The organism is Streptomyces sp. SID5464, from assembly GCF_009862985.1.
GTDB lineage: Bacteria > Actinomycetota > Actinomycetes > Streptomycetales > Streptomycetaceae > Streptomyces > Streptomyces chartreusis_D.
In genome coordinates this window covers 265,572-277,265 of the sequence record NZ_WWIQ01000004.1, presented here as the reverse complement: position 1 = coordinate 277,265, position 11,694 = coordinate 265,572, and the positions used below count along the sequence as shown (strand labels likewise).

Genomic DNA, 11,694 nt, shown 5'->3' with positions numbered 1-11,694 from the left:
CATGAACGGCAAGGCACCCCTCGTCGTCGTCGGTGACGCGCTGCTGGACCGGGACGTGACGGGGCGGGCCGAGCGGCTCGCGCCCGACGCGCCCGTGCCGGTCGTCGACGACTGCGGGGAGCGGACCCGGCCCGGCGGCGCGGCACTCGCCGCGTACCTCGCGGCCCGCGACGGCCGTGACGTCACCCTGGTGGCGGGAGTGGGCGACGACGCGGCCAGCCGCGCACTGCGCCGCCTCCTGGAGCCCTGGCTCACCCTCGTACCGCTGCCCCTGACCGGCCCGCTGTCCGAGAAGACCCGCGTCCTCGCGCAGGACCGTCCGGTGGTCCGGCTGGACCGCGGCGCGGGACGCACCCGCGAGGCCACGGACGCCGCCCGCGAAGCCGTCCGCTCGGCGCCCGCCGTCCTGGTCTCCGACTACGGCCGCGGCACCGCCGACGCCCTCCGCGACGTCCTCGCCGCCCGCCCGCCGCTGGTCTGGGACCCGCACCCGCGCGGCGGTGCGCCCGTGCCGGGCACCCGGCTGGTGACACCTGCCGAGAAGGAGGCCCACGGCCTCGCCCCGCAGGACGGCGCCGCGCGCCGGGACCTGCACGCCGCCGCCCACAGCGCCGCCGCCCTCGTACGGCACTGGCGGGCCGCCGCCGTCGCGGTCACACTCGGCGCCCGCGGCGCCCTGCTGTCCTACGGCGAGCACCCGCTGCTCGTCCCCGCGCCCGCCGCGCACCACGGCGACAGCTGCGGGGCAGGGGACCGGTTCGCCGCCACCGCCGCCGGGCTGCTCGCCGACGGCGTCCTGGTCGCCGAGGCCGTCGAGGGTGCCGTCGCCGCGGCGACCGGGTTCGTCGCCCGGGGCGGCGCGGCCGGCCTGCCGAGCGCGGACGCCGCACCGGCACCGCCGCCCGGCGAGGACGACCCCTACGCCGTGGCCGCCCGGGTCCGGGCCGCCCACGGCACGGTCGTCGCCGCCGGCGGCTGCTTCGACCTGCTGCACGCCGGACACGTCGGCCTGCTCCAGGCCGCCCGGCGGCTCGGCGACTGCCTCGTCGTGTGCGTCAACTCGGACGACTCGGTACGGCGCCGCAAGGGCGGTGGCCGCCCGGTCAACCCGCTCACCGACCGGGTCCGGGTCCTGCGCGCGCTGTCCTGCGTCGACGCGGTCGCCGTCTTCGACGAGGACACCCCCGAACGCCTCCTGGCCGACTTGCGCCCCGACGTCTGGGTCAAGGGAGGCGACTACGCTGCCGCCGACCTGCCGGAAGCCGCCCTCCTGAAGGAGTGGGGCGGCCAGGCGGTCCTCCTGCCCTACCTCGACGGCCGCTCCTCGACGGCCCTCATGGAGCGGGCGGCGGAAGGAGCACGATGACCGGTGGCGCGAGGCAGGCGGCAGGACGGCACCCGATGAGCGCGGCTGCGGGGGCACACACGGAGCGCACCCGGCAGGCTGCTGGCATGACACCGGACACGGCACCCGAACCGACGTCACCCCGGCTCCTCGTCCTGCGCGCCCTGGGCCTCGGCGACCTCCTCGCCGGTGTCCCCGCGCTGCGCGCCCTGCGGCGGGCCTACCCGGGGCACGAGCTGGTCCTGGCCGCGCCCGCCGAACTCCGGCCTGTCGCCGAGGCGACGGGGGCCGTGGACCGGCTGCTGCCCGCCGCCGCGCCGGGGCGGGGCGTGCCGCACGCCCTGGACTGGAGCGGTCCGCCACCGGACGTCGCCGTCGATCTGCACGGCAACGGGCCGCCCAGCCACCGGCTGCTCCTGGCGCTGCGCCCGCTGAAGCTGCTCGCCTTCGCCCACCCGGACACGCCCGAGATCGACGGCCCGCCCTGGTACGCGGAGGAACACGAACGCGACCGCTGGTGCCGGCTGCTCCAGGCCTACGGCATCGACGCCGATCCGGGCGACGTGTGCCTGCCCCGACCGGGCACCGCCTCCCCGGCACCCGGCGCGGTCGTGCTGCATCCCGGCGCCGGGTCACCCGCCCGCTGCTGGCCCGTCGAGCGGTACGCGGCCGTCGCGGGCGCGCTGCGCGCCCGGGGCCTGCGGGTCGTCGTGACCGGTGGCCCGGACGAGAGCGACCTCGTGGCCCGGCTCGCCAAGCAGGCCGGCCTGCCCGACACCGACGTGTTCGGCGGGGGCCTGCCGTTCGGCAGGCTGTCCGCCCTCGTCGCCGACGCGAACGCCGTGATCAGCGGCGACACCGGCATCGCCCACCTCGCGGTCGCCCACGCCACGCGCTCCGTCACCCTCTTCGGCCCGGTCGCACCGAGCCGCTGGGGCCCACCGCCCGACCCGCGCCACCGCGCGCTCTGGTACGGCCCGGAGGGCGACCCGCACGGCCGCCGCCCCGATCCCGCGCTGCTGCGCATCACCCCCGAAGACGTCCTGCGCGCCGTCGACGACCTGCCCGGCATCCGACACCCGTGAGAGGGCACCCGACCACGATGACCATCCAGCACCAGGACGCGAGCCCGGTCGGCATCGTCATCGCCACCCGCAACCGCTCCCCGGCCCTGGCCGAGGCCCTGAGCCACCTCCTCACCCTCCCCGAGCGGCCGGAGATCCTCGTCGCGGACAACGCCTCCACCGACGACACGCGCACCATGCTCGCCCGCGACTTCCCTCAAGTCCGCACTCTGGCGCTGCCGTTCAACCACGGCGCCCTCGCGCGCAACTACGGCGCCCGCGCCCTGGACACGCCCTACGTGGCGTTCAGCGACGACGACTCCTGGTGGGCGCCCGGCGCCCTGGGCAGGGCGGCCCGCCTGTTCGAGAGGCATCCGAGGCTCGGCCTCATCGCCGCCCGCACCCTCGTCGGCCCCGCCGCCGACCCCGACCCGCTCAACGAGGTGCTCGCCGCCTCGCCCCTCGGGCGGGCCGCCGACCTGCCCGGCACCCAGGTCCTGGGCTTCCTCGCCTGCGCCTCCGTCGTCCGCCGCAGCGCCTACCTCGACGCGGGCGGCTTCCACCGGCTGCTGTTCTTCGGCGGTGAGGAGACGCTCCTCGCCTACGACATGGCCGCCCGAGGGTGGGGCGTCACCCACTGCCCGGACGTCGTCGCCCACCACCACCCCGCGCCCTCGGCCCGTCCCGGCCGCCCGGTCGTACAGCGCCGCAACGAACTCCTCACCGCCTGGCTGCGCCGCCCCGTGCCCTACGCACTCGCCCGCACCCGCGCCCTCGCCGCCGAGGCCCGGCACGACGACCACGCCCGGCGTGCCCTGCGCGGAACGCTGGCCCGGCTGCCCGCCGCCCTGCGCGCCCGCAGGCCCCTGCCGCCGCACGTGGAACGGGCAGCGCGCCTGCTGGAGGGAGCCGCCGCATGACCGACCGCCGTACCACCGTCGTCGTCATCACCCACAACCGGCGCCGGGAGCTGCTGCACACGCTCGACCGACTCGCCGGACTGCCGGAGAAACCACCGGTGATCGTCACCGACAACGGTTCCACGGACGGCACCGCCGACGCCGTCGCCCGCCGTCACCCGTGGGTCCGGCTGCTGCGGCCCGGCCGCAACCTCGGCGCCGTGGGCCGCAACCTGGCGATCCGCCAGGTCCGCACGCCCTACGTCGCCTTCTGCGACGACGACTCCTGGTGGGCGCCGGGATCGCTGACGGGGGCCGCCGACCTGCTCGACCGGTATCCGGCGCTGGGCACGGTCACGGCCCGGATCGTCGTCGAACCGGACGGCACCGACGACCCGATCGTCGAGGAGCTGCGCGACTCGCCCGTCCCCGGGCCCGGTTGGCTGCCCGGACCGGCCCTCGGCTCGTTCCTGGCCGCCGCGACCGTGCTGCGCACCGACGCCTTCCGGGCCGCGGGCGGTTTCCATCCGCGGCTGTGGCTGGGCGGCGAGGAGGAGCTGCTCGCCGCGGACCTGGCGGCCGACGGATGGTGGCTGACGTACGCCGACCACCTGGTGGCGCACCACCACCCGTCCGTGGCCCGGGACGCCACCCTGCGCCGGTCCCACGGCATCCGCAACACCCTGTGGTTCACCTGGCTGCGCCGCCCGGCCGGCCCCGCCCTGCGGCGGACCGTGGACCTGGCCCGCACGGTGCCGCGCGACACCGCGTCCCTGCGCGCCTTCGCCGAGGCCGCCGCCGCTCTCCCGTGGGTGCTGCGCGAACGCCGTGTCCTCCCGCACGAGGTAGAGTCCCGCCTGCGCCTGCTGGAACCGGCCCAACGCGCTTCGAAGGCCCGCCGCTACACGGGCTAGCGGGGGACGCTCAGCCCCCGCACCACCGGCACATCAGCCGGAACAGGGCGAACAGCGTGGGCGGCCAGATGACGGCGAACGCCCAGATCACCCCGGGCTCCGAGGTGACGATCCCGGCCACCATCAGCCCGGCCGACACCGCGAGCAGGACCGCCACGGTCCAGACACGGGGGCGGTAGGAGCCCAGGCGGGCCAGCAGCCGGGCGGGGTCGGGGCGGCGGCTCAGTCGCAGGGTGCGCAGCCGGCGGTCGAGGCGGCGGTCGCGGCGCAGCGCGCGTTCCATCTCGTCGAGGATGCGCTGCTCGTTCTCGGGAAGTCGGCCGATGGACACGCGCTTTCTCCTTCCGGGCGGCCGGACCGTCTCTCCTTCCGAGGGGGAGGGGACGTAAGAGCGGGTGCCCCGTGGTACCCCTGAGCTAACCGGGTACCGGCCGCGCCAGCGCCTCCACGAGCCGGTCCGCGCTGTCCGGCACGGTGCCCTCACGGAACCCGTCCCGGATCTGCCGGGCGGTCACCCGGCCGCCGGTCAGACACCAGTCCCACCAGCGGTCCAACTGCCGCACGTCCAGGCGCTCGGCGGGCACCAGCGCGGGCCAGCCGCAGGCACGGGCCTGCGCGGTCATCTTCGCGCCGCCCTCGACGGGGTCGACGGCCAGCACCGGGGTGCCGACCCGCAGTGCGATGACCAGCCCGTGCAGCCGGTCGGTGACGACGAGGTCCAGCCGGGCCAGCACGGACTGGAGCTGCGCGGGCGTGGCGCTGAGATGCCAGTCGTGCGTGTCGAGCCGGGTCTCCAGCTCCAGCCGGCCGCAGTCCTTACCGGCCAGCCAGCGCGTCACCTCCTCGGCGACCTGCGTGTGCCGCCGCAGCTCCCCGTACTCCTGCTGCCCGTGCGTGAGGATCACCCCGACGACCGGCCGGGCGGGCGCGTCCGGGGCACGGGCGGCGAGGTCCTCCACCGGCTCGCTGTCCGGCGCGTCCCGGGGCAGCACCCGGTGGAAGCCGGTCACGGCCGGACTGGCGGGGTCGATCACCGAGGTGCCGACGGCGATCCGCACGCAGTGCGCGAACCGCCGGTGCAGTTCCTCGATCTGCGGCCCGTGCAGCGGGCCGCACACGAACACCAGGTGGGAATAGTCCTTGGGCCACAGCCGGTCCAGATGCAGTGCCTCCGGACGGAAGCCGGGACTCCAGGCGACGTCGTAGGGGATGCCCGTGCCCAGCAGTACGTCCTCGACCCGGCGCAGGGCCAGCACGTCCCCGGCGGTCGCCTCCCCGTCCCGGAAGCTGAACCACCCGGTCAGCAGAACCCTGCGCGGTCGCATGCCGTCTTGTGTGTGCACACGCCCTGAGTGCCCGCCCACCGGGAAGACAATCAGGGCATTACGGGCGACGACTCCGTGGTCACTATAAGTGGGGCTCTTACCTCCGCCAACGGTTTGCGCCGGCGCGACACCCGCGGCGGGGCGGGTCGGTCATCGACGTGAAAACCATGTTCATCTAGCATGGGGTGCCGACGGACGCGCCGGTCGAGCAAGGAGTCCAGTGATGGGCGAAGCGGAGGAGAGCCCGGCCGTGGAGCGCCTCCACACACCGGGTCTGCGCAGTACGTGGCAGCGCCGGGCCGTGCTCGAGGCCCTGGGCCGCTGCCACGAGTTCGTCTCCGCGCAGGAACTGCACGCGCTGCTGGCCGACTCCGGCAGCACCGTCGGACTCACGACCGTCTACCGCACCCTGCGCGAGCTGGACCGCGCCGGGTGCGTCGACGTCGTACGTGACGAAGGCGGCGAGCGGCTCTACCTCGGCCGGCCGGCCGGCGAGCACCGCCACTACCTCATCTGCCGCCGCTGCGGCCGCAGCCGGCCCGTGGACGCGGAGGCCGTCGAGGAGTGGGCCGCCCGGCTCGCCGAGACCACGGGCTTCACGGAGCTGGAGCACACCCTCGAACTGAGCGGCGTCTGCGGCCCCTGCGGACCCGGGCCGGTCACGGTGTCCTGCCCGCCGCCGCGCCCGGCCGGCCGGTCAGCCGGAGAAGCGGGCCGTGCCCGTCAGGACGCGTACGTCGAGGTCGGTGACCGAGTCCGCGGTGAGCCGGGCGGCGAACTCGGCGCGCACCCGCTCGACGGCGGCCGGTGACAGCCCCTGGAGCATCCGGCGCGCCCCGCTGCCGGTGGCCAGCTCCCAGCCCGTCTCCGGGGACAGCGGGGCGTCGAACCGCCGCTGGACGACCCGGGGTTCGCTCCCGCCGAGGTCCGTCAGCCAGGACGCGAGGGTGTCGGCGGTGTCGATCCGGGCCGGCTGTTCCATCTGCGGCGGGCCGGGCAGGTCACGCTCCGTCAGGACCGCGCCCCGGAGCGCCCCCTGCCAGCCGCCGAGCGCGCCCTTCTCCCAGACCGTCACGACGAACCGGCCCCCGGGACGCAGCATCCGCGTCAGCGCGGCGGAGTCCCGGTCCATGTCCGGGAAGAAGAACACCCCGAGCCCGCACTGCACGACGTCGTGGCCCTGCCTGGACACGGGCCGCGACGTGACCTCGTGGCGGTGGAAGCGGCTGTTCGCCGGGCCTCCCTCGCGCGCTCGGCGCTCCCCGGTCGCCGGCAGCCCGTCCGCGAGATCCACGGCGTCCACCCGGCCCGCCGCCCCCCACGGCACGCGCGGCCGGCAGCGCCGCGGCCCGGGCCCCGCGACAGTCGTCCGGCACCGACTCACCGCCGGTCAGGGCGGCCACCTCCGCCGTCGCCTCGCCGACCGGGTCCCACAGCTCCCGGAGCCAGCTGTGGAACTCCTCCGCTCCCGCGCTGAAGACGTCTCCCACGGTGTTCTGACCGGTGGTCATACGGGTTCGCCCGCTCGTTTCGGCCGAGCCCAGGTTCGGGGCGTCCGCGGGCGCACGGCAATTTCCGTCACCCCAAGGGCAGTCGGGGCGGGTCCTCAGGTGCGCTCCGTGCGGCGGGAGGTGGCGCGGTGGTGGTCCGGGGTATCACATGGGTGGGCAGCACGACGTGCCGTTCGCGGTCCCCGCCGGGGTCGTTGACCAGCGCCAGCGCGAGCGCGCCGGCCTCCCGGCCGATGGCCGAGGGCGACTGGGCCACGGTCGTCAGATCGAACCACTGGGCCACCGGCTGGTCGTCGAAGCCGACGACGGACACCTGCCCCGGCACCTCGACGCGCGTCGCGCGCAGCGTCCAGATCACGGCGACGGCCACCTCGTCCTGCTCGGCGAAGACCGCGGTGGGCGGCTCCCGCAGCCCCAGCAGCCTGCCGACCGCCTCGGCGGCGCCCCGCTTGTCGCCGGCCGGGGTGGCGACCACCAGATCGTCGTCGAGGGGCAGGCCCGCCTCGGTCAGCGCCCGCCGGTAACCGACCAGCCGCTCCTGCGAACTGAAGGAGAAGCCACCGGTGCCCACCGTCCGTACGTAGGCGATCCGGCGGTGGCCGAGGTTGAGCAGATGCCGGGTGCCGCGCAGGGCGCCGGCCACGTCGTCGACGTAGACGCTCGGGCGTCCGTCGACATGCTGGCTGACGTACACGACCGGCATGCCGAGGCCATCCAGCCGGGAGGTCTCCTCCTCTGTCAGGTCGAAGGAGAACACCAGCAGCGCGTCCGCGTTGCGCCGCGCGGGGAGACGATCGAAGAACGCGGTGCGCTCGGCCATGCCGGGGATCACGTAGACCGTCAGTTCCATGCCGGCCGACCGCAGGACGAGGGCGAGCCCGGACAGTGCCGCGCCGACGAACCACGAACTGAGCGTGGGCACCAGCACCGCGACGCTGCACGTCCTGCCCGTCACGAGGCTCGCGGCATGGCGTGAGACCGCGAAGTTCAGCTCCCGGGCGGCCTGTTCGACGCGGGCGCGGATCTCCGGCGAGACGGTGGGCAGGCCGCGCAGGGTGCGCGAGACCGTGGAGGTGGAGACCCCGGCCCGTTCGGCGACGTCAGCCATCGTGGGGTGCCGCTGACCTGGTGGCATGCGCCGGACGCTAGCACAGGAACCCTACGGTGCACGGCCCTTGGTGACAGCGCTGTCTCACCTGATTCTTGCCTTCTTACCACGCCGCGACGCATTGACTTCCCGACCGCGCGCTCCTAGCGTGCAAACGTTGTCTCGACAGGTTCGAAGTCGCCCCGGAGGGACGCCTCTTATCCGCTGTGAGCTGCGATTTTTATCTGCGGAATGCCGTGGCAACGCAATCTCATGACCAAAGCCATTCCGGGGGAACGGACACGACTTCGGTACGTCACGACCAGGAGAGACAGTGAAGACCAGCACCGCCAGAGCGATTCAGTGTTCCGCAGCGCTCGCCGCCGCCGGACTCCTCCTCACCGCCTGCGGCTCCTCCGGCGGCAGCGGCTCCGGACAGTCGACGCAGGCCGCGGCGGCGTCGTTCAAGGGCCGCGGCCCCATCACGTACGTCGCCGGCAAGGACACCACCGGCACCGTCCAGACGATCATCGACCGCTGGAACAAGGCACATCCCAAGGAGAAGGTCACCTTCATCCAGCTGCCGACGGACGCCGACTCCCAGCGCCAGCAGATGATCCAGAACGCGGAGACGAAGTCCGACGCCTACACGGTGCTCGCCACCGACGTCGTGTGGACGTCGGAGTTCGCCGCCCACCAGTGGATCGAGCCCCTGCCCGCGAACCAGTTCCCGCTCGGCAAGATGCTCCAGCCGGTCGTGCAGACCGGCCAGTACCGCGGCAAGCTCTACGCCGTCCCCGCCAGCTCCAACGGCGGTCTGCTGTTCTACCGCACCGACCTGCTGAAGAAGGCCGGCGTCACCCAGCCCCCCACCACCTGGGCCCGGATGACCGCCGACTGCGCCAAGGTGAAGAAGCTCCCCGAGGCGAAGAACATGTCCTGTTACGCCGGGCAGTTCCAGAAGTACGAGGGACTGACGGTGAACTTCGCCGAGGCCGTCAACTCCGCCGGCGGCAAGATCGTCGATGCCGACGGCAAGCCCGACGTGGACACGCCGCAGGCCAAGAAGGGCCTGGACTTCCTCGTCAACTCCTTCAAGGACAAGACCATCCCCAAGGAGGCCATCACCTACCAGGAGGAGGACGGCCGCCAGGCGTTCCAGGGAGGCAAACTGATCTTCCTGAACAACTGGCCGTACGTGTACTCCCTGGCCCAGAAGAGCGCCATCAAGGGCAAGTTCGCCGTCGCCCCCCTGCCCGGCCTGAACGGCCCCGGTGCCTCCAGCCTCGGCGGCTCCAACCTGGCCCTGTCGTCCTTCGCCAAGAACAAGGCCACGGCACTGGACTTCATGAAGTTCTTCACCAGCGAGGAGAGCGCGACCTACTTCCTCAAGAACGCCTCCCTCGCCCCGCCCTACGCCGACCTCTACGACAACGCGTCCCTGGACAAGCAGTATCCGTACCTGCCGGACCTCAAGCAGTCGATCACGAAGGCCGTGCCGCGCCCGCGCGTCGTGCAGTATGGCGACGTGACCGCCGCGATCCAGAACGAGGTCTACGCCGCGCTCACCGGAAAGAAGAGCAGCGCACAGGCGCTGAAGGACCTTCAGGCGGATCTCCAGAAGCTGACGGCACAGTGAGGCCGCGGGTCATGGCAGGCACCGCGATCCCACCCGACACCGCCCCGCACGAGCCCGGGCCGGCGGCCGACCGCCGTCCCGGGCGGCCCCCGGCGCCCGAACGCCCCCGGCGACGCCGCCGGGCCACCGCCGGCACCGGCCGTCTGGCCGCGCTCCTGGTCTCCCCGACGCTGCTGGTGCTGACGGTCGTCGTGCTCTACCCGACGCTCATGGCACTCGACGAGTCCCTGTACGGACCCAAGGGCCTGGACCCGAAGACCGGGTTCATCAGCAACACCGAGCCGTTCGTCGGGCTGAGGAACTACACCGACATCTTCACCCAGGCCGGCGACCGCTTCTGGAACGCCTTCTGGAACACCACCTTCTTCACCGTCGTCACGGTGTCGCTGGAGACGGTGATCGGTGTCGCCATGGCGATCGTCATGCACCGGGCCTTCCGGGGCCGGGCCGTGGTGCGGGCCGGCATCCTCGTCCCCTGGGCGATCCCCACGGCCATCTCCGGACTGCTGTGGAAGTGGATCTTCAACGCCGACGGTATCGCCAACGTCCTCCTCGGCCACCAGGTCCTGTGGACCGCCGACGGCTTCTCCGCCAAGATCGCGGTCGTCATCGCCGACGTGTGGAAGACCGCCCCCTTCATCGGGCTGCTGGTCCTGGCCGGCCTCCAGGTGATCCCGAAGGAGGTCTACGAGGCGGCCCGGCTCGACGGTGCGAGCGCCCTCCAGCAGTTCTGGCGCATCACCCTGCCGCTGGTGAAGCCCGCGCTGCTGGTGGCGGTGCTGTTCCGCTGCCTGGACGCGCTGCGGATGTTCGACCTGCCCTACATCCTCATCGGCGCCCAGAAGGGCTCCGTCGAGACGCTGTCGATGCTCGCGCAGAACGAGGCGTCCAACGTCCGCTTCGGACCGGCCTCCGCGTACGCGGTCCTCCTCTTCCTCTACGTCTTCCTCATCGCGCTCGCCTTCGTGCGGCTGCTCGGCGCCGATCTCATCGGGGGCGTCGGCGGGACGAAGAAGCGCAAGTCCCACGCGGTCAGGAGACCGCGCCACCGCGTCCGGGAGGTGACGGCATGACCCTCACGGCCAAGTGGCGGCAGTGGCTGCCCTATCTGGGCATCGCCGTGGTGGTGGCCTACTGCCTGGCCCCGTTCTACTGGATGCTGGTCTCCAGCCTCCGCCGCACCGGCGACATCTTCAGCACCTCGCTGTTCCCCTCCCCGGTGTCGTTCGAGAACTACCGGTCGGTGTTCAGCCCGGCCCAGGGCTTCACCAGGGCCCTGCTCAACAGCCTGATCGTCGCCGGCGTCACGACCGCGATGTCGCTCCTGCTGGCCACGTTCACCGCGTACGCGATGGCCCGGCTGGAGTTCCGTTTCAAGCGGCTGATCCTGACCCTGATCATCGCCACCTCGATGTTCCCGGTGGTGTCGATCGTCGTCCCGCTGCTGAAGCTGTTCACCGACATCGGCTGGATCAACACCTACCAGTCCATGATCGTGCCCAGCATGTCCTTCACGCTGCCGCTGGCGGTGTGGAACCTGACCACGTTCTTCCGGCAGATGCCCGACGAACTGGAACACGCCGCCATGGTCGACGGATGCACCCGCGGCCAGGCCTTCCGCAAGGTCATCGTCCCCCTCGCCGCGCCGGGCATCTTCACCACCGCGATCATCACCTTCATCGCCGCCTGGAACGAGTTCCTCATCGCCCTGTCGATGACCAACAAGCCGAGCATGCAGACCGCGACCGTCGCCATCTCCAAGTTCTCGGGAGCGACGACCTACCAGACGCCGTTCGGCAGCCAGATGGCCGCGGGCGTCGTGGTGACCGTCCCGCTGGTCGTGATGGTGCTGCTGTTCCAGCGCCGTATCGTCGCCGGGCTCACGGCCGGCGCGGCCAAGTAGCCACACA

The 11,694-nt window shown here is 73.1% G+C and carries 12 protein-coding genes; 8 read left to right on the top strand and 4 right to left on the bottom strand.

The annotated features are described in order from the left end of the window. The first annotated feature begins 1 nt into the window (after nucleotide 1). The 4 genes from rfaE2 (at nucleotide 2) to GTY47_RS04805 (ending at nucleotide 4,222) form a co-directional block, all read left to right on the top strand. Nucleotides 2-1,366: a D-glycero-beta-D-manno-heptose 1-phosphate adenylyltransferase gene (rfaE2, locus tag GTY47_RS04820; protein ID WP_010039180.1), complete on the top strand. Its 1,365-nt coding sequence runs from the start codon at nucleotides 2-4 to the stop codon at nucleotides 1,364-1,366. 86 nt (nucleotides 1,367-1,452) lie between these two features. Further along, complete coding sequence (locus tag GTY47_RS04815; protein WP_010039179.1) at nucleotides 1,453-2,430, top strand: glycosyltransferase family 9 protein; 978 nt, start codon at nucleotides 1,453-1,455, stop codon at nucleotides 2,428-2,430. Between the two features lie 17 nt (nucleotides 2,431-2,447). Beyond that, a complete protein-coding gene (locus GTY47_RS04810) occupies nucleotides 2,448-3,329 on the top strand; it encodes a glycosyltransferase (RefSeq protein ID WP_010039178.1) in 882 nt (293 codons plus the stop codon). Continuing rightward, nucleotides 3,326-4,222, top strand: coding sequence for a glycosyltransferase (locus GTY47_RS04805; RefSeq protein WP_010039177.1), 897 nt, complete (start codon nucleotides 3,326-3,328; stop codon nucleotides 4,220-4,222). Before GTY47_RS04810 ends, GTY47_RS04805 begins: the two co-directional genes overlap by 4 nt. A 10-nt stretch (nucleotides 4,223-4,232) precedes the next feature. Here GTY47_RS04805 and GTY47_RS04800 read toward each other — a convergent pair whose 3' ends face one another. Together GTY47_RS04800 and GTY47_RS04795 are read right to left on the bottom strand one after the other, a co-directional pair. Next, nucleotides 4,233-4,553 (bottom strand): DUF3040 domain-containing protein, encoded by a 321-nt coding sequence (locus GTY47_RS04800; protein ID WP_010039173.1) that lies wholly within the window; start codon nucleotides 4,551-4,553, stop codon nucleotides 4,233-4,235. Nucleotides 4,554-4,638: 85 nt separating this feature from the next. Beyond that, nucleotides 4,639-5,547, bottom strand: coding sequence for a polysaccharide pyruvyl transferase family protein (locus GTY47_RS04795; protein WP_010039168.1), 909 nt, complete (start codon nucleotides 5,545-5,547; stop codon nucleotides 4,639-4,641). A gap of 223 nt (nucleotides 5,548-5,770) precedes the next feature. On the opposite strand from GTY47_RS04795, the gene GTY47_RS04790 reads away from it, so the two are divergent. After that, nucleotides 5,771-6,358, top strand: a complete 588-nt coding sequence (locus GTY47_RS04790; RefSeq protein WP_010039166.1) for a transcriptional repressor — start codon at nucleotides 5,771-5,773, stop codon at nucleotides 6,356-6,358. Here the strand turns inward: GTY47_RS04790 and GTY47_RS04785 are convergent. Next, nucleotides 6,245-6,841: a class I SAM-dependent methyltransferase gene (locus GTY47_RS04785; RefSeq protein ID WP_158688406.1), complete on the bottom strand. Its 597-nt coding sequence runs from the start codon at nucleotides 6,839-6,841 to the stop codon at nucleotides 6,245-6,247. The two genes, GTY47_RS04790 and GTY47_RS04785, sit on opposite strands and share 114 nt — an antisense overlap. Before the next feature lie 284 nt (nucleotides 6,842-7,125). Beyond that, nucleotides 7,126-8,193 (bottom strand): LacI family DNA-binding transcriptional regulator, encoded by a 1,068-nt coding sequence (locus GTY47_RS04780; RefSeq protein WP_231911106.1) that lies wholly within the window; start codon nucleotides 8,191-8,193, stop codon nucleotides 7,126-7,128. A gap of 286 nt (nucleotides 8,194-8,479) precedes the next feature. Between GTY47_RS04780 and GTY47_RS04775 the strand changes: the two genes are divergently transcribed. The 3 genes from GTY47_RS04775 to GTY47_RS04765 are packed head-to-tail and all read left to right on the top strand — an operon-like array spanning nucleotide 8,480 to nucleotide 11,687. Next, nucleotides 8,480-9,784 carry an ABC transporter substrate-binding protein gene (locus tag GTY47_RS04775; RefSeq protein WP_010039158.1) on the top strand — a complete coding sequence of 435 codons (1,305 nt, stop codon included), beginning with the start codon at nucleotides 8,480-8,482 and terminating at the stop codon, nucleotides 9,782-9,784. A gap of 11 nt (nucleotides 9,785-9,795) precedes the next feature. Beyond that, the gene (locus GTY47_RS04770; RefSeq protein WP_010039156.1) at nucleotides 9,796-10,857 is read left to right on the top strand and encodes a sugar ABC transporter permease; all 1,062 of its coding nucleotides are present in this window, start codon (nucleotides 9,796-9,798) and stop codon (nucleotides 10,855-10,857) included. After that, nucleotides 10,854-11,687: a carbohydrate ABC transporter permease gene (locus tag GTY47_RS04765; protein WP_010039154.1), complete on the top strand. Its 834-nt coding sequence runs from the start codon at nucleotides 10,854-10,856 to the stop codon at nucleotides 11,685-11,687. Before GTY47_RS04770 ends, GTY47_RS04765 begins: the two co-directional genes overlap by 4 nt. The last annotated feature ends 7 nt before the right edge of the window (nucleotides 11,688-11,694 follow it).

What these genes read in the sequence shown, in the direction of transcription:
- rfaE2 (WP_010039180.1), top strand. Translation starts at nt 2, where the DNA reads ATGAACGGCAAGGCACCCCTCGTCGTCGTCGGTGACGCGCTGCTGGAC.
- GTY47_RS04815 (WP_010039179.1), top strand. Translation starts at nt 1,453, where the DNA reads ATGACACCGGACACGGCACCCGAACCGACGTCACCCCGGCTCCTCGTC.
- GTY47_RS04810 (WP_010039178.1), top strand. Translation starts at nt 2,448, where the DNA reads ATGACCATCCAGCACCAGGACGCGAGCCCGGTCGGCATCGTCATCGCC.
- GTY47_RS04805 (WP_010039177.1), top strand. Translation starts at nt 3,326, where the DNA reads ATGACCGACCGCCGTACCACCGTCGTCGTCATCACCCACAACCGGCGC.
- GTY47_RS04795 (WP_010039168.1), bottom strand. Translation starts at nt 5,547, where the DNA reads ATGCGACCGCGCAGGGTTCTGCTGACCGGGTGGTTCAGCTTCCGGGAC.
- GTY47_RS04790 (WP_010039166.1), top strand. Translation starts at nt 5,771, where the DNA reads ATGGGCGAAGCGGAGGAGAGCCCGGCCGTGGAGCGCCTCCACACACCG.
- GTY47_RS04780 (WP_231911106.1), bottom strand. Translation starts at nt 8,193, where the DNA reads ATGCCACCAGGTCAGCGGCACCCCACGATGGCTGACGTCGCCGAACGG.
- GTY47_RS04770 (WP_010039156.1), top strand. Translation starts at nt 9,796, where the DNA reads ATGGCAGGCACCGCGATCCCACCCGACACCGCCCCGCACGAGCCCGGG.
- GTY47_RS04765 (WP_010039154.1), top strand. Translation starts at nt 10,854, where the DNA reads ATGACCCTCACGGCCAAGTGGCGGCAGTGGCTGCCCTATCTGGGCATC.